This is a genomic window from Frankia sp. CeCAU1 (genome assembly GCF_977971845.1).
Genome location: NZ_CDWWXA010000078.1, coordinates 6018 through 23097 on the forward strand (window position 1 = coordinate 6018; position 17080 = coordinate 23097).

Here is a 17080-nt window from a genome sequence, read left to right on the forward strand (position 1 = left end):
CCGACCGCCGACCATGGCGTACACCTGGTCGGCGACGGAGAAGACCAGGTCGACGTCGTGGTCGACGATCAGGATGCCGACCCCGTCGTCGGCGGTCCGGCGCAGCAGCTGCGAGAACCTGGCGGTCTCGTCGTTGTCCAGGCCGCTGGCGGGCTCGTCGAGCAGCAGGATGTCCGGCTGGGCGCACAGCGCCCGCGCGAACTCGACCAGCCGCAGGGCACCGGTGGGCAGCGTGCCGGCGATGGTGTCCCGCAGGTCGGACAGGCCGAGGGAGTCGAGGGTTTCCTCGACGAGGCGGCTGACGTGTCCTCGGCCCTTGGACGCCAGGCCCAGCAGGCCGCCGGCATAGTCCCGATGCCGGTTTTCCGCGCCGACAAGCAGGTTGTCCGCGACCGTGAGGGTGGGGAAGAGCGAGGGAACCTGGAAGGTCTGCACCAGACCACGCCGGGACCGGATGTCCGGCCGCATTTTTGTGATGTCGCTCTTGTCGAGCAGGACCTTGCCCTCGTCGGGCTGCTCGACCCCGGTCAGCAGGCTGAACAGCGTCGACTTCCCGGCACCGTTCGGGCCGATGAGGCCGGTGATCACGCCCTGGGGGGCGACGAGGTCGACGTGGTCGACCGCGGTCAGACCGCCGTAGCGGCGGACCAGGCCAACGGCCTGTAGCACGTGCCGACTCATACCCGACCTCCGTCCCGCAGGGAGGTCGCCGCCGCGGGTCCCGACCCCCCCTGCTCGTGGCCCACGTGACCTGGTGAGGTGGGGTAGACGTCGGCGGGCAGGCCGCCGCGCTCGCCGCGGGGCGCGGGGGGCAGCAGCGGTGCGCCGCTCGACCGGGCCGCATACTCCTGCACCAGGGTCAGCAGGCTGGCCCCGAACGGGGTCGGCCGCGGCGAGCCCGGTGGCAGCACGGGCGAGGAGCGGCCCGGGGGCCAGCTCGCGGATGGCCCGGGCTGGGCGGCCCCCAGGGGCGCGCCGATCCCGGGGATCCCGGAGATCCCGGAGATCCCGGTGACGCCGGTGATGCCAGTGGTCGCTGGCAGGTATCCGACGGCGGAGATGCGCACCGGCACCGGACGCGGTGCCCGATGGTTGGGATCGACGAAGCCGTCCGCGAGGTGGAGGGCGAGCAGCCGCAGCAGACTCCGGACGGCCGAGGCCAGGCCGCCGGGCATCCAGCCGAGGGCGAGGGCGAGGATGCCGATGGCGAGGATCGAGGATCCGGCCGGCGCCAGTACGTCGATCGTGACGATGAACGCCGCGGCGACGATCGCGCCGGCCGCGCTGTCGGCGCCGAAGACGACCACGGCGGTGAACCACAGCAGGCTCTGCAACGGTGCGAAGTCGTCGGCGGAGAACGAGTAGCTGCTGTGCACCAGCAGCGCACCACCCAGCCCGGCGACGACGGAGGAGACGGTGAAGGCCAGCAGCTTGAGGTTGCGGACGTCAACCCCGACCGCCGCCGCACCCTCCGCATGGTCACGCACGGCGAGTAGCGCCCGACCGAGCCGACCGCGATGCAGATTACCCACGAAGAACAGGCCGAGGCCCAGGCAGACCAGTTCAAGGACATAGAACGCCTCGTCGGGCAGCTCCCAGCCGAAGAACGTCAGCGGGTCGAGGTAGAGGCCGGTCGCGAAGGTGGGCTGCTCGAAGACGAAACGGCTGACCACGGCGCCGACCGCGAAGGTGGTCAGCGCCAGGGTGAGGCCGCGGCGGCGGATCGCCGGGTAGCCGGTGATCAGACCGATCGGGGCGACGAGCAGGGCGCCGATGAACATCGACGCGACGCCCGGCAGCTTCGGCAGTCCGAACAGATCACCGTTGGCGATCTTGAGTGACAGCAGCGCCCCGAGGCCCGCGTAGCCGGCCGAGCCCAGGGAGAGCTGGCCGCTGTAGCCGGTGACGATGACCATCGACAGGAAGATGAGGGCGAGCGCCGGGACCATGAACGCCGAACGCAGATCGGACGGGGCGAAGGTGAGCGGTGCGAGCAGCAGTGCGGCACCGCCGAGCTTGCCCAGGAAGTCGCGGCGGGCCTTGGTCTGGCTGGCCGGGCCCGACGGCGGTGCGCCGCGGCTGGAGAAGCTGGCAGTGGTCCCGGAGTCGCCGGTGCCGAGCTCGCGCAGCTTCGGCACCGCGAGCAGCAGGACCAGCAGGGCGACGATGAACAGGTTCGACTGCAGGACGGTGAGGATCTGGCCCGCGTTACCGTCGAGGGTGAACTGCTTGAGTTCGCTCTGCAGGACGGCGATGCCCAGGGCCGTGAGGACGGCCACCGGCATGCTCGACAGCCGGGCCGCCACCACCACCGCAAAGGTCTCCAGCACCAGCAGGGTCAGCCCGTACGGGGTGAGTTGAAAGCGGGGGGCGAGCAGGATGCCGGTGAGGCCGGCGAGCGTCGTCCCCGCCGCCCAGCCGGCCGCGGCGACCTGGTCCGCGGGAACACCGGACAGCTCGGCGAGCTGCCGGTCGTCGACGACCGCGCGGATCTGGCGGCCGAACACCGTGCGGGTGGCGATGACGCCGATGACCGCGCAGAACACCACGACCATCGCGAGCTCGGCCAGCGCGTCGACACCGATCCGGGTGTCACCGAACAGCTTCACCGACGAGTTCGGGAAGATGCTGGGTGCGTCACTACGCGAGCCCAGACCCCAGATGCCCGCCGTCATCCCGAGGGTGAGGACCAGCACGCCGAGGCTGGCGACCAGGGATTCGGCCGCCGATGCGCGGCGACGGGCCAGCGGCCGGAAGACCAACCGCTCCAGCAGCAGGCCGATCCCGGGGGACACCACGGCGAGCGCGATGATGGCGGCCAGCCAGATCGGCAGCCTCCACACGACCACCATCTCGCGGAAGACGTACGCCACCAGCGTGGCGATGCCGCCCTGGGCCAGGTTGAGGACCCCGTTGGTACGGTAGGTGACCAGCAGGCCGATACCGGACAGGGCGGCGATCGCCCCGAGGGAGATCCCCGCCAGTCCCAGGTCGATGCTGGTCACCGGGCACTCCCTGGGAGCCGGTCGCCGCCAGCCGTCCGGTCGTCGCCGTCCGCCGGGTCACATGTGATCACGGAACTGCTCGCCTTCCGCGCCGTGGCATCGTTGGAAACGCAGGCTCTGTCAGGCGTGCTGGCCGGGTGTGGCGGCGTTCGCGGCGGGTGCCTGGCCGCCCCCGGGGTCCGTCACAGCGAAGCGCGAGTTCTGCTGGTGCGTGGCCGTTGTCTGCTGGTACGAGCCTGTCTGCTGGTACCCGCCCTGGGGGCGGGTGGCCGGTTGACCGGCCTCGGGTGCGGCATCCGCAGCGGCCGCCGCGATGATCAGTGAGTGTAGGTCGTCGACCTGGCCGGCGGTGTGGGCCTGGGCGGCCTGAGCGGCGTCGAAGCGGTCGGCCACCAGCAGCGCACTTCCTACCAGGATGAGTGCTAGGCCCCCAAAACCGCCGGAAACCACGTAGGGTAGTTGGAAAGCGACGTCCGTCTCCTTGGAGACACCCAGGTAGCAGCCGAGCAGAAGTACGCCGCCGGCGGCCATCACCACCCATCCGCGCAGCGCGCGGACCACGTCGACCACCAGGCGCGATGTGGGCCGCGGGTTATCGGTCCCAGCGGTCTGCTCGTCCACTTTCGTCTCCCCCAAGGAGCATGTCGTCGTCGGTCGTGCGGGCGGCGCGGTCGTGCGGCGGAGCCTCTGCGTGGAGCCCGCCCCCGAGATGATCCGGGTCACGACAGGCGTCAGATTAGTGTGCGGAGATGAACAGGTGCTCCGTCGGGTGGCCCACGGCTGTTCCCGGTGAGCTCAGGCGGCACGGGAAGCTCCGTCGCATTAGGTATACGAGGATAGGCCGGCCGATGGAAGGCCTTGCGAAGTATGCCTGCCTGCAACCAGCCTGCTAATCTATGCTGGCTGGCGGGTGACTGTCGGGCCAGGGGGAAGGGCCGGGAGGGATGCCAGCCGCAGCCTGCCGCGCCGCGGGCCGCCGCGGGGCCCGCGGGGTCTCCTCAGGTGATGCTCGGAGCGATCCGCTGGCGTGGCGGCAGGGCGGTGGCCCCGGCCGGTGCCGGCCCCCGGCCCCAGCGCCACGCGTCGGCGACGATGCGGTCGATGCTCGACGCCGGAGAGCTCCAGCCGAGATCGGCGCGGATCCGGGTGCTGTCACCGATCAGCGTCCTCGGTTCGGAGACCGGCGGACAGTGGACGCGGCGGACCGGGCGCCCGGCGACCCGGCCGACCGCGGCGAGCACGTCGGTGACACTCACCCCGACGCCGCTGCCCACGTTGAACACCGCGCAGTGCCCGGGGCGCGCGGCGACCAGCGCCGTCAGGTAGGCCGTCGCCATGTCCACGACGTGGACGTACTCCCGCAGCGCGAGGCCGTCCCCGTTGACCCGGAACACGTCCCGGCATCCGCTCGCCACGGCGATCGCCGCCGGGATGATCCGGCTGCCGTCGCGGTCGATGTGTCCCGCGACGGCACCCGCGACGTTGAAGGAACGTAGGATCACCGCGCCGAGCAGCCCGGTGCCGGCCTGGTGGGACAGCAGCCGCTCGGCGGCGAACTTGGAGGTTCCGTAGGGGTTCACCGGGTCGGGTGGGCAGGTCTCCGGGATCCGCGCGAGGTCGACGTTGCCGTAGACCGCGCAGGTGGATCCGAAGACGAACGCGGGTGCGACCCCGGTGTGTTCGGCGCCCTCCTCCAGGGCGGCCAGCAGGTTGATGGTGCCGGTCAGGTTCGTCTGGAAGTAGCGCACGGGATCCAGCCGCGACTCCCGCACCCGGGTCAGGGCCGCGAGATGGCACACCCCCTCGAATCCCCGGCTGACCCCCGCCGCGGCCAGCTGGCGGGGATCGAGCAGGTCCGCGGCCACCACCTCGACATCGGGGGCGAACCGCGGCGTGGTCATCGGCTCGCGGACCATCGCCGTAACCTGGTGTCCGGCGGTGGCGAGCATGTCCGTGACCACTCCGCCGATGAAGCCGGCCGCGCCGGTGACAAGGACGCGCATGTCCGGGATCAGGATGCGGCCCGCATGCGCATCCCGAGGAGGGTCTCCCGGTGGCGCCAGGCGAGTTCCAGGCAGGCGGCGGCCGACGGGGCGATGGGCTCGGTGTCGACGAGACGGCGCAGCGCCGAGTGGGTGAACGGGATGCCCTCGGTCACCGACCGGTTCGGACCCGCGGTGACGACCGATCCCTCGGCATTGGTCTGGACCATGCTGCCGAAAAGCCGGTCGAAGGCGTCGGCGTCCACCACGACGACGGTGAGGATCTCGCCGAACAGAGTGAGCGCGTCCAGCCCGATCCCGAAGTACGACACCCGCATGGCGCCGGACCGACGCGCCTGCTCGAACGAACGGAACGGCTCGTCGGTGTCATAGTCGATCGGGCTGGACGAGCTGCCGTCGTGCTCCGGGTTGCCCAGCAGCTCCTCGCTCAGCTCACGCATGATGTTGCGCCACAGGTCGAAGTCGGCCTCATGGTGGAACGGGGTGATGCCCGACGGCTGGAAGACCCCGGCCGGGATGACGTGGTACACCCCGCCCGCGGTCGCGACCGAGCCCGCGCTGCGCCGGTGCAGGAAGAAGCTCGCCTGGCCGCCGCGATCGTGGCGGATCGTGAGCGTGTTGATGGACGGCAGGGCCGCCCGCCGGGTGAAGTCGAACGGATCTCCGATCCGCGCCCGGAAGGGCAGCGCGGGCCAGGACAGTCCGCTGCCGGCCATCGCGGCCGCCGTCTCGTGTGCGACGGTCTCGCAGACGTCGACGGCGTCGAAGTACGTCGTGTGGGCGAAGCTCAGCGACGGATGGTTGTCCGTTGACGGTCCCGCGGTCCCGTCACCGCCGATATCGAGTAGGCGAAAACTGAGCCGGTTCTCGAACAGGGTCGGCCGGTCGAGGTCCCGCATCGCCCGCGTGTAGCGCTGGTAGCGGTTCTGCTGACCGCCTCCACCGAGCAGGGGCCGGCTACCGGCCGTCTCGGGTTCGTCCCCCCTGATCGTGGGGGCCTCGGCGCTATCGTGCCACCCAAGGGTGACATCGTCGATGTCCACCGGGGTGTCCCACACCCAGCCGGGTCGGGCCAGTAGCCCGCTGCCGAGTCGGTCGGTTTCCGGGTAGAGCCGCACCGCCGCGCGGGCGAGGCTGATCCGATGGTGGTTGAGGTGATCGCGGGTGAGCCGCCACGCGCGTTGGCTCGCGGCGGCTTGCTCGGCCGCCGGACTGCGCGGCGCTGTCTCCCGGCGACGGTCCGTCATCGATCCCGGGGCCAGGCCGACGTCCTCGGGGGACAGCGCCAGATTGCGGGCGATGTGACGGAGCGTCGAGATGTCGTGGATAGCCCGCCGGCCGCTCTCCACCTTGGATACGTAGGACTGGTCGAAGCCCAGACGGTCGGCGAGCTGCTGCTGCGTGAGGCCGTGGGCCTGCCGGTACGCGCGTAGGAGTTGGCCCACACCAACGCTGGTGGGAGTAGAACGCGGCGGCGTCCATAGCCAAGTGTGACCGGTCACCCGCAACCCTCTCGTCCGACAATCGTGTTACGCGAAGTGAGCATAACGAGCCGGGCATCTAGGGGTGCAGTGACATAATTCGAACATCTCGTGTGGGTGTAATTTTGCGGCTTCCAGCAACATCCTCGGTGCCATGTGTTATGCGAGGGCGTTCCCGTCGAATGTATGTTCATTGGTTGGGAAGTCCGTCCGCGAGGTCGAGAACGATCACAATGATGATCAGGAGGAGTATCCAGCGGAAGAAGCCGATACGGCTCCAGACCTCGCGCGCGATGCCCCGGCCCGCCCGGCCGCCGAGCACCAGCAGTGCGAACAGCGCCCCGCCGACCGTGACGAGGAAGATCCCGGCATTGCTGTGGTCCACGGTCAAGACGATCGCACGCCGACCCCGGGGATCCCCGGGGATCCCCGGGGATACCCGGAGAGTGTTTCTGTTCGGGTCGCGACCGCAGGTGACCGACCGTTCTCACGGTCATCCTCCCCGTGTTCGCCGTCGGGCCGGTCGGGGTTGCGCTGATCGATCCGGCGCTGATCGGCCTGGTGCCGATCGTCCTAGCGCCGATCGGCCTAGCGCTGATCGTCCTAGCGCTGATCGGCCTCGCCCTGATCAACGTGGTCACGTCGAGGCTCTCTCATGTGCTACTGAAGGTCGATGGAACGTGTAGTGCATACCGTGTTGGAATCGACGTTCGCCCACTGTCAGGCCAACGCACCACGACGGGATGAACTCGCTCCCTTTCCTCGCCCGCCAAACCGCCGGCCGGCGCGCATCGGAGCCTGCTCGTCCCTACCGTGTTCCGGATGTCGACGGCACTCCTGACCGATCACTATGAGTTGACCATGTTGCGCGCGGCGCTCCGGTCCGGCGCGGCGGATCGTCGTGTGGTCTTCGAAGTCTTCACCCGATCGTTGCCGCCGGGTCGCCGTTTTGGTGTGTTCGCCGGCACCGGTCGGCTGCTCGATGCGCTGGCGGACTTCCGGTTCGGGCCGCCCGAGCTAGCCGCTCTGCGGGCCGCCGATGTCATCGACGAGGCCACGGCACAGTGGCTGGCGGACTACCACTTCGGCGGCGACATCCATGGCTTCGCCGAGGGCGAGCCGTTCTTCGCCGAGACGCCCGTGCTCGCCGTCGAGGGCACCTTCGCTGAGACCGTGCTGCTCGAGACACTCGTGCTCGCCATTCTCAACCACGACAGCGCGATCGCGGCCGCTGGGGCCCGGATGGTTGGGGCGGCGGGGGACCGGCCCTGTCTCGAAATGGGATCTCGGCGCACCCATGAGGCCGCCGCCGTGGCCGCCGCCCGCGCGGCCTACCTCGTGGGTTTCGCGGCCACGTCGAACCTGGAGGCCGCCCGGACGTACGAGGTCCCCAGCGTCGGTACCAGCGCGCACGCCTTCACACTCGTTCATCCAAGTGAGGCCGAGGCGTTCGCCGCGCAGGTCGCCACCCTCGGTGTCGGCACGACGCTGCTCGTCGACACGTACGACGTCCCTGCGGGGGTCGCCGCCGCCGTCGCGACGGCGGGCACCGGGCTCGGGGCCGTCCGGATCGACAGCGGGGACCTGGGTCGGGTCGCCGGCGCCGTCCGCGCGCAGCTTGACGGCCTCGGCGCGACCAGAACACGGATCATCGCGACCGGGGATCTGGACGAGCACGCCATAGCCCGGTTGGGCGACGCCCCAGTAGACGGCTACGGTGTCGGCACCGGCCTGGTCACCGGTGCGGGCGCGCCCACCGCGGGGTTCGTCTACAAGCTGGTCGAGGTCGACGGCGAACCCGTGGCGAAGAGGTCGGTCGGCAAGAGCACCCGTGGGGGGCGCAAGCGGGTCGTCCGCCGCCATGACCTCAACGGCCGGGCCGTCGCTGATGTCATCTTTCCGAGCCCGCCGGGCTCGCCGTCGGCCCCGGATCGCTTGTCCGGTCCGTCCGGTCCGGGGGTGGATCCCGCTGGCTCCGGGGACGCGCTCCCCGCGTCGCCGCGACCGCCCGACCCGGCCCGGGACCGGGACCTGTTGCGTCCGCTGGTGAAGGCCGGTGAGCCGGTCGGTGGCCTGACCGGGCCGGCCGGCACCCGGCGCGCCCGCGAGCACCATCGTCTGGCCCTCGCGGCCCTTCCCCCCACCGCTCGGGAGGTGGGCTACGGCCCGCCGTGCCTGCCCGTCGTCCACGCGGAGGGCCGTCCCTGAGCCGTCTCGGGCCTCCCTGAGCCGTCCCGGGCCGTCGGGCGGCGTCGCCCGCTGAGGTGCCGTTTCCGGCGGGAGGCCGAGGAGGGGCCCGTGTGTGCCGGCACGGGGATGGCCAGACTGGAGGGGTGGCGCCCGCCTCTCCATCGAACCGGATCCGCGGTCCGTTGGACGGCGAGGGCGGGCGGCATGACAGCGTCACCGTCATGCCGCCCGCCCTCGCCGTCAGCGTGGACGTGGTTCTGCTGACCCTGCGCGCCGGTCGGCTCTGTGTCCTGGTCATCCGCCGGGACGATCCCCCGTTCGGCGGATGCTGGGCGCTGCCCGGTGGTTTCGTCGACCGCGACGAGGATCTCGACGCCTCGGCCCTGCGGCAGCTCGCGGCCGAGACGGGCGTCACGACGACCGGTCACCTCGAGCAGTTGCGGACCTACGGCGGCGCGCACCGCGACCCGCGTGTCCGGGTGGTCAGCGTGGCCTACCTGGCCCTGCTGCCGAATCTCCCGCAGCCGCAGCCCGGCCGGGATGGACCGCGGGCCCGCTGGTGGCCGGTGGAGGACCTGGACTCGACCGACGGCCCGACGCTGGCCTTCGACCATCCGCGGATCGTGGGGGACGGCGTGGAGCGGGCCCGGGCCAAGTTGGAGTACACCCCGCTGGCCGCAGCCTTCTGCGAGGAGCAGTTCACCCTGGCCGACTTGCGCCGCGTCTACGAGGCCGCGTGGGGCGTCGCGTTGGATCCGCCGAACTTCCGCCGCAAGGTGCTGTCCACGCCGGGATTCGTCGTGCCGCTGGGCCAGCGCACCTCCCCGCGCGGTGGCGGTCGGCCCGCCGAGCTGTATCGGCGTGGCTCGGCGGTCGCGCTGCACCCGCCGCTGCTGCGCCGGTCGGTCTGAGGAGATTCCTCCGGACCGGCCGCGCAGTTGTCGCCTGCCGCGGACGACGGCTCCGGGTCGGCCGCGGCCAGCCACTCGACGATGCCCGTGACGGCGTCCCGGCAGGTGCCGCATCCGGTCGTCGCCCGGGTACCGGTGACGATCGCCGGCAGGTCACGTGCTCCGTCCAACCAGCAGCGGGTGATCCCGCCCTTGGTCACGTTGTTGCACCGGCAGATGGTGACCCGGTCGGGCAGGGTCGCCGGACTGTCGGTGACGGTGACCTCGGTCCGGGTCGGGAACAGCAGGCTGCGCCGGTCGGCCGGCACCGGAGCCTGCCGGTCGAACAGCTGCGTCACGGTCCCCACCGTCGGGTTGTCACCGAGCATGATCGCGCCCACCAGCCGGTCCCCGCGGATCACCAGCTTCTTGAAGGTGCCCCGGGTGACATCGACGAACTGCAGCACCTCGGCGTCCTCGTCGAACTCGTCCACGTCGACCTCGCCCATGGTGGCGAGATCCACTCCCGACGCCTTGAGCCTGGTCACGGGTCGGGCGCCGCTGTAGCGCGCGGCGGGGTCGGCGGCGGTGACAACGTCGGCCACCACCCGGACCTGGTCCCATGCCGGCGCCACCAGCCCCTGCACCGTCCCCTCGTGCTGCGCGCAGTCACCGACCGCGAACACGGCCGGATCGGCGGGGGAGCGCATCTGATCGTCCACCACGATCCCGGCTTCGACCGGCAGGCCGGCCGCCGCGGCAAGGTCGGTCACCGCCACGACGCCGGTCGAGACCACCAGCAGATCGGCGTCGAGCACCTCGTCGCCGGCCAGCTCCACGCCGGTGAGCCGCTCGTCGCCATGGATCCGGACGACCCTGGCCGCGAGCCGGGACCGCACCCCGAGTCCGGCCAGCGTCCGGACCAGCACCTGTCCGGCCCGCCGGTCGAGCTGGCGGTTCATCAGGTGACCCGCAGCGTGCAGGACCGTCGTGTCCAGACCGCGGCGGACCAGGCCGCGGGCCGCCTCCAGGCCGAGTAGGCCGCCGCCGAGTACCACCGCGCGGGTGGCCCGTTCGGCCTGGGTGAGGATATGCCGGCAGTCGTCGAGGGTGCGGAACGCCGCCACTCCGGGTAGCAGCGTCCCATCCGGTCGGGTCAGTCCCTCGATCGGTGGCAGCCACGCCCGGCTCCCGGTGGCGAGGATGAGTACGTCGTAGGCGACGACGCTGCCGTCGTCGGCCGTGACGGTGCGACGCGTACGGTCGATGTGGTGCGCCACCACGCCGGCCCGGACGTCGACCAGGGCGCACGGGGGCGTGTCGTCACCGCTGTCGCCGGACGCCGCATGGTCGACCAGGGTGATGTCGGCCAGATCCGCCTTTCCTGCCAGGACGTTCGACAGCAGGATGCGGTTGTAGGCGGGATGCGGCTCCTCCCCGAACACGGTGATGATCAGGTTGGGATCTCGGGAACGAAGCTCACTGATCATCCGGGAGCCCGCCATCCCATGCCCCACGATGACTACGCGGCGCGGCCCGGAGGCCCCTGTGGAGTCCGACGCGGGCGCGGCGTCGTGCATCATGGTTCGGGGCCTTGCGGTCATCACCGTTGGCGCCTTCCGCTCGGTCGGCTGCGGCCCGTCAACATGGCTCGAACGGGTTCGGCAGCCCCGACCCGTCGCGCTGGGAACGGACCCGGTGGCATGCCGATCGTCGCCCGGGTGGCCGATCGGGTCGTCGTCCGGGTTGTCGATCGGCTCGACCGCGACCGCGCACACCTTGAACTCGGGCATCCGGGACGTCGGGTCGAGCGCATCGTTGGTCAGGGAGTTCGCCCGTCCGGCCCCGGCCCAGTGGAAGGGCAGGAAGACGGTGTCGAATCGGAGGGTGTCGGTCAGCCTCGCCGGCACCTCGCAGGTGCCTCGTCGGCTCGTGACCCGCACCGGCGCCCCCTCAGCGATCCCGAGCCGTTCGGCGAGGTCGGGATGGATCTCGACGAAGGGTTCCGGCGCGGCGTCAACGAGGGGTCTGATCCGGCGGGTCTGCGCACCGCTCTGGTAATGAGCCAGCACCCGCCCGGTGGTCAGGTAGTAGGGGTACTCGGGGTCGATGTCCTCCGCCACCGGACGGTGCTCGACCGGCACGAGCCGGGCCCGTCCGTCCGGAGTGGCGAAGCGGTCCAGGAACATCCGGGGGGTGCCCGGGTGCGTCTCGTCCGGGCAGGGCCAGAACACCCCGTCCGATGCGATGATCCGCTCGTAGCTGATGCCCGCGTAGTCGGCGATCCCCCCGGCGCTGGCCCGGCGCAGCTCGTCGAAGACCGCCCGTGGTTCGCCGGGGAAGCGCTCGGCGTGGCCGAGTCGGGCGGCGAGCGCCGCGATGATCTCCAGGTCGGTGCGTACCCCGGCCGGAGGAGGCCGCAGCCGTTCCCGCCGCAGTACCCGACCCTCCAGGTTGGTCATCGTTCCCTCCTCCTCCGCCCACTGGGCGGTCGGCAGGACGATGTCGGCCATGGCCGCCGTCTCGCTGAGCACGAAGTCGGCGACGACGAGCAGGTCCAAGGCGGCCAGCCGCGAGGTGATCCGACCGGCCCGGGGGGCGGAGACGGCGATGTTGCTGCCGAGGATGAGGAGCGCCCTCGGGCCCTGCGGCGTGCCGAGCGCGTCCAGCATCTCGTAGGCGCTGCGGCCCGGACCGGGGATGGTCGTCGGGTCGACGCCCCAGATCCGACCGATGTGCTCCCGGGCCACCGGATCGATGATCTTTCGATAGCCGGGAAGCTGGTCGGCCTTCTGCCCGTGTTCCCGGCCGCCCTGCCCGTTGCCCTGGCCGGTGAGACAGCCGTAGCCCGACCCGGGGGTACCGGGCAGCCCCAGTACGAGGGCGAGGTTGATGAGCGCCGTGACGGTGTCGGTGCCCTTGCTGTGTTGTTCGGCACCGCGGGCGCTGAGCACCATCGCCCGTTCGGCCTGGGCGAGCAGGCCCACGGCGGCGTACTGGTCTGCCACCGGCACTCCGGTGATGCGCTCCACCCGTTCGGGCCAGTAGGAGGCGAGTACTGCTCGAAGCTCGGCGAGGCCCGTCGTCCGAGCGGCGAGGAAGTCGCGGTTGGCGTACCCCTCCGTTAGGGCGATGTAGGCCAGCCCGTTGGCCAGGGCCAGGTCAGTTCCCGGGGTGATCTGCAGATGTAGGGCCGCGGCGCGGGCGGTGGCCGTCAGCCGCGGGTCGACGACCACGAGCGCCCCGCCGTTCTCCCGCTGGCGGGTCAGGTACTGCATGAACGGGGGCATGGTCTCGGCCGCGTTGCTGCCGACCATGATGACGGCCCCGGCGTGCGCGATGTCCTCCAATGGGAAGGGCAGGCCCCGGTCCAGCCCGAACGAGCGGATGCCCGCGGCGGCCGCCGACGACATGCAGAACCGGCCGTTGTAGTCGATCGCGGAGCTGCGCAGCGCCACCCGAGCGAACTTGCCCAGGGCGTAGGCCTTCTCGTTGGTCAACCCGCCGCCGCCGAAGACGCCGACCGCGTCCGGGCCGTGTTCGCGCTGGAGGCGGATGATCCCTTCGGTGATGCGGTCGAGTGCCCGTTCCCAGCTCACCGGCTCGAGGGGGGCGTCGCGTCGTGGCCGCATCAGTGGGGTGGTGAGCCGGTCCGCGGCGGTCAGCAGTTCGGCGGAGGTCCACCCCTTCTGGCACATCCGGCCCCGGTTGGTGGGGAACTCGCGGGCGAGTACGGCAACCGGCCCCGGGGACCTTCCGCCTGCGGGTTCCGGGCCGTCGTCTTTTCCGGTGCCTTCCTTGGTGGCGCTCTCCGGGGTGGCGCGCAGCATCATTCCGCACTGCAGGGCGCAGTACGGGCAGTGTGTCGCAGCCTCGGCAAGGGGCGCGGCCGGCACCGGCATGGTCGTGGTCACGCACCGAGCGTGCGGCGGGGGGGTGTCCCGGTCGGGTCGGAGCCGTTTCGCGGCGGCAAAGTGGTTCTCATCCTGGCCGGCCCCCCGATGTGCGGCCCCCCGATGTGCGGCCGCGGCCCCGACGATGCCACCCTGCGGCGTTCGGTCGTCCCCCGGCGTTGGGCCGCCTGCTGAGAGGTGATTGCCGGCCACGGCACACGACCCGTCGAGGAGAACTGTCGTGGGAATGGCGTAACAATAGGAAGCGTGTCTGTCGCCACCGTGTCGCCTCTCGATGTCGAGGAAGTCGACGAGACCCTCGATGACGATCGGCCGTGGGTCACCATTGTCTGGAACGACCCGATCAACCTGATGTCATACGTGACGTATGTCTTCCAGAAGCTCTTCGGCTACAGCAAGCCGAAGGCCACCAAGCTGATGCTCGACGTCCATCACAAGGGGCGGGCTTCGGTGGCGGTCGGCAGCAGGGAGGAGATGGAAGCCGACGCCGAGCGCCTGCACGCCTACGGCCTGTGGGCCACGATCGCCCAGGACTGACCCGACCGGTGACCCGAGACCGGTGCCCGACCCGGGGCTCGTTCCGTCGCACCGGTGCCCTGCCGCCCGGAGCAGCCCATGCTGCATGCCCTGGGTAGGCTGGCTGCGTCCGTGGTCGGACGGTTCAGACGGTCATGTGGGGCGGTCGTCCCGGGCGCACCGTCGCCGGGAGCGTGAGAGTGGGGGAACGGAGGGACGTGGCTGACGGCTTCCGCCGCACGCGTGCCGGGATCGAGCTGCGCCTTGCCCGGCTCGAGGCGGCGTTGCTGATCGAGCTCGTCGGCCAGATCGAGTCCCTGCTCGAACCACCGCCGGTCGAGGATCCGCTGGAGGCGCTGGTGGGGCTGCGTGACACCGCGCCGCCGCCGCCGGACGATCCGGCGATCGCTCGTCTGCTTCCCGACCCCTACCCGGACGATCCGATGGCTTCCGGGGACTTCCGCCGCCGCCGGACGGACGATCTGCTCGCCCGCAAGCGTGACGCCGCTCGGCGGGTGCTGTCCGCTGTGCCGGCGCCTGGGAGGGCGCTCCTGCTCGACGAGGAGGCCGCTCAGGACTGGCTGACGACGCTGAACGACCTCCGGTTGGTGCTGGGAACCCGGCTCGGTCTCACCGACGACGACTCCACCGCGGAACTCGAACACCTCGACCCGGACGATTCCCGCCGCCCGCTCGTCGCGGTCTACGCGTTCCTGACCGAGCTGCTCGATGATCTGACCCGAGCTCTGGGGTAGTCGCGGGCGAAGGCCGACCCGAACCGCCCCTTCGGCGTCGTACGGTGGGCTCGTGCTGCGAATCGACCGTGCCTGCTATGAGGCGATCGTCGCCCATGCCCGCCGAGATCATCCCGACGAGGCCTGTGGCATCGTCGCCGGCCCCCTGGGGTCGGACCGGCCGGAGCGGTTCATCCCGATGGAGAACGCGGAGCGCTCGCCGACCTTTTACCGCTTCGACCCAATGGAGCAGCTCAAGGTGTGGCGGGAGATGGACGACCGGGAGGAGGAGCCCGTCATCATCTACCACTCGCACACCGCAACCGAGGCGTACCCGTCCAGAACCGACGTGTCCCTTGCGGCCGAGCCGGGTGCGCACTACGTGCTGGCCTCCACCCGGGAGCCGGACGCGACCGAGTTCCGGTCCTACCGGATCGTCGATGGCGTGGTCACCGAGGAGCCGGTGGAAATCGTCTGAGACGACCTGGTGTTGCAGATGACGCGGCGACGGACGATGACGCGGCGACGGACATGGTCCGGGAAGGGACATGGTCCGGGAAGGTGGTGGACACGGTCCGGGAAGATGATGACTGCGGAGCCTTGGCACCCACGACTCGTCCGCTTGTCCGCCTGAGGTAGAACCCGCTGACGTGACACCCCGCCCATCCGGGCGGCGCCACCGCCGAGCCCGGCCGGTGGCACCCGCGAAAGGAGCACCATGGCAGTCCAGGTCCGTGTGCCGACGATCCTGCGTACCTACACGGGAGGTTCGAAGCTGGTCGAGGGCACGGGCGACACGGTCGCCGCGCTCTTCCTCGATCTCGACTCCCGGTATGCCGGGCTGCGGGGCCGGCTGGTGACCGGTGACAACGGTTCCGAGCTGCACCGCTTTGTCAACATCTACGTCAACGACGAGGACGTTCGTTTCCTCGGCGGTCTCGACGCCAAGCTCAGCGACGGCGACGAGGTCACCATCCTTCCTGCCGTCGCCGGCGGCTCCGTCGACGTCGGGGAGTTTTCGGGCAGTGCCGAAGTTCCGGGCAGCGAGGGGCTGGCCGTGCTGTCGCCTGGCATGTCGCCCGGGTGGCACTGACGCGAGCGACGGGTCCCGACTCATGCGCTTCTCCTCCCTGGCCGACTCCGTCGGCCGGACCCCGCTGGTCGGGCTTCCGCGACTGTCGCCGTCGCCGGATGCCCGGCTGTGGGCGAAGCTGGAACAGGACAACCCGACCGGTTCGATCAAGGACCGGGCGGCGCTGTGGATGATCGCCGACGGCGAGAAGCGCGGTCTGCTCACTCCGGGCGCGACCGTGCTCGAACCGACGTCCGGTAATACCGGGATCTCGCTGGCCATGGCCTGCCGTCAGCGGGGCTACCGGCTGATCTGTGTGATGCCGGAGAACACCTCGATCGAGCGCCGTCAGCTCCTGCAGATGTGGGGCGCCGAGATCAGGTTCTCGCCCGCCGCCGGCGGATCGAATGAGGCGGTCGCCGTCGCGAAGCGGCTGGCCGCTGAGAATCCCGACTGGGTGATGCTCTACCAGTACGGCAATCCGGCGAACGCCCAGGCGCACTATGAGACGACCGGGCCGGAGATTCTCGAGGACCTGCCCGAAATCACGCACTTCGTGGCGGGCCTCGGCACCACCGGAACCCTCATGGGAACGGGTCGTTACCTCAAGGAACGGGTACCGGACATCTCGATCGTCGCGGCCGAACCGCGCTACGGCGAGCTGGTGTACGGGCTGCGCAACATCGACGAGGGGTTCGTTCCCGAACTGTACGACCCGTCGGTGCTCACCTCGCGATACTCGGTCGGTCCGCGGGAGGCGCTGCGCCGTACCCGCGAGCTGGTGCAGGAGGAGGGCATCTTCGCCGGGATCTCCACCGGGGCCATCCTGCACGCGGCGCTTGCGCAGGCCGAGCGGGCGGTAAAGGAGGGCAAGTCGGCCGATATAGTCCTGATCGTCTGTGACGGTGGCTGGAAGTATCTGTCCACCGGCGCCTACGCCGGCACCCTCGAAGAAGCCACAGCCGCCCTGGAAGGGCAGCTGTGGGCCTAGCCCCGCATGGCGGCTTCGCCGCGATGCGGGGACCCCTGGCCTTGGGCGCCGTTCGGGGTTTCCGTCAGCTCGCCTTCGGCGAGCTTCCTGGGGGAGCCGTCGGGGGTGGTTGGCGGCTTCGCCGCGATGCGGGGACCCCTGGCCTTGGGCGCCGTTCGGGGTTTCCGTCAGCTCGCCTTCGGCGAGCTTCCTGGGGGAGCCGTCGGGGGTGGTTGGCGGCTTCGCCGCGATGCGGGGACCCCGGCGGCTTCGCCGCAATGCGGCGGTTCAGTCGGTGGCGGGGG

The 17080-nt window shown here is 70.8% G+C and carries 14 protein-coding genes and 1 pseudogene; 8 read left to right on the top strand and 7 right to left on the bottom strand.

The window, feature by feature from the left end; all coding sequences use genetic code 11:
- From AC08OO_RS14595 to AC08OO_RS14620, 6 genes are all read right to left on the bottom strand, one after another.
- A partial coding sequence (locus AC08OO_RS14595; RefSeq protein WP_476608241.1) for an ABC transporter ATP-binding protein occupies positions 1-681 on the bottom strand: 681 nt, incomplete at its 3' end.
- Positions 678-3005 carry an ABC transporter permease gene (locus AC08OO_RS14600; RefSeq protein ID WP_476610375.1) on the bottom strand — a complete coding sequence of 776 codons (2328 nt, stop codon included), beginning with the start codon at positions 3003-3005 and terminating at the stop codon, positions 678-680. The genes AC08OO_RS14600 and AC08OO_RS14595, both read right to left, overlap by 4 nt.
- A 120-nt stretch (positions 3006-3125) precedes the next feature.
- Positions 3126-3626 (bottom strand): transporter, encoded by a 501-nt coding sequence (locus tag AC08OO_RS14605; RefSeq protein WP_476610374.1) that lies wholly within the window; start codon positions 3624-3626, stop codon positions 3126-3128.
- Positions 3627-4003: 377 nt separating this feature from the next.
- Complete coding sequence (locus tag AC08OO_RS14610) at positions 4004-5008, bottom strand: NAD-dependent epimerase/dehydratase family protein (RefSeq protein ID WP_476610373.1); 1005 nt, start codon at positions 5006-5008, stop codon at positions 4004-4006.
- Positions 5009-5016: 8 nt separating this feature from the next.
- Positions 5017-6510, bottom strand: coding sequence for a helix-turn-helix domain-containing protein (locus tag AC08OO_RS14615; RefSeq protein ID WP_011435311.1), 1494 nt, complete (start codon positions 6508-6510; stop codon positions 5017-5019).
- A 169-nt stretch (positions 6511-6679) separates the two neighbouring features.
- Positions 6680-6874 (bottom strand): hypothetical protein, encoded by a 195-nt coding sequence (locus AC08OO_RS14620; RefSeq protein WP_035732600.1) that lies wholly within the window; start codon positions 6872-6874, stop codon positions 6680-6682.
- A gap of 119 nt (positions 6875-6993) precedes the next feature.
- On the opposite strand from AC08OO_RS14620, the gene AC08OO_RS14625 reads away from it, so the two are divergent.
- The 3 genes from AC08OO_RS14625 to AC08OO_RS14635 all read left to right on the top strand — a co-directional run bounded on the left by AC08OO_RS14625 (position 6994) and on the right by AC08OO_RS14635 (position 9590).
- Positions 6994-7236 (top strand): hypothetical protein, encoded by a 243-nt coding sequence (locus AC08OO_RS14625; protein ID WP_476610372.1) that lies wholly within the window; start codon positions 6994-6996, stop codon positions 7234-7236.
- Between the two features lie 75 nt (positions 7237-7311).
- Positions 7312-8697 carry a nicotinate phosphoribosyltransferase gene (locus AC08OO_RS14630; RefSeq protein WP_476610371.1) on the top strand — a complete coding sequence of 462 codons (1386 nt, stop codon included), beginning with the start codon at positions 7312-7314 and terminating at the stop codon, positions 8695-8697.
- 125 nt (positions 8698-8822) lie between these two features.
- Positions 8823-9590, top strand: a complete 768-nt coding sequence (locus AC08OO_RS14635) for an NUDIX hydrolase (RefSeq protein WP_476610370.1) — start codon at positions 8823-8825, stop codon at positions 9588-9590.
- Positions 9591-9676: 86 nt separating this feature from the next.
- Here the strand turns inward: AC08OO_RS14635 and AC08OO_RS14640 are convergent.
- Positions 9677-13471: pseudogene (locus AC08OO_RS14640) on the bottom strand (molybdopterin-dependent oxidoreductase); the annotation flags it as partial.
- Positions 13472-13729: 258 nt separating this feature from the next.
- On the opposite strand from AC08OO_RS14640, the gene clpS reads away from it, so the two are divergent.
- The 5 genes from clpS (at position 13730) to AC08OO_RS14665 (ending at position 16796) form a co-directional block, all read left to right on the top strand.
- The gene (gene clpS / locus AC08OO_RS14645) at positions 13730-14020 is read left to right on the top strand and encodes an ATP-dependent Clp protease adapter ClpS (RefSeq protein WP_476610369.1); all 291 of its coding nucleotides are present in this window, start codon (positions 13730-13732) and stop codon (positions 14018-14020) included.
- Between the two features lie 197 nt (positions 14021-14217).
- On the top strand, positions 14218-14754 hold the full coding sequence (locus tag AC08OO_RS14650) for a DUF2017 domain-containing protein (RefSeq protein WP_476608572.1): 537 nt from the start codon (positions 14218-14220) through the stop codon (positions 14752-14754).
- A gap of 52 nt (positions 14755-14806) precedes the next feature.
- A complete protein-coding gene (locus AC08OO_RS14655) occupies positions 14807-15211 on the top strand; it encodes a M67 family metallopeptidase (RefSeq protein WP_476608571.1) in 405 nt (134 codons plus the stop codon).
- Between the two features lie 240 nt (positions 15212-15451).
- Positions 15452-15826: a MoaD/ThiS family protein gene (locus AC08OO_RS14660; RefSeq protein WP_476610368.1), complete on the top strand. Its 375-nt coding sequence runs from the start codon at positions 15452-15454 to the stop codon at positions 15824-15826.
- A 22-nt stretch (positions 15827-15848) separates the two neighbouring features.
- The gene (locus tag AC08OO_RS14665; RefSeq protein WP_476608569.1) at positions 15849-16796 is read left to right on the top strand and encodes a PLP-dependent cysteine synthase family protein; all 948 of its coding nucleotides are present in this window, start codon (positions 15849-15851) and stop codon (positions 16794-16796) included.
- Positions 16797-17080 lie beyond the last annotated feature (284 nt).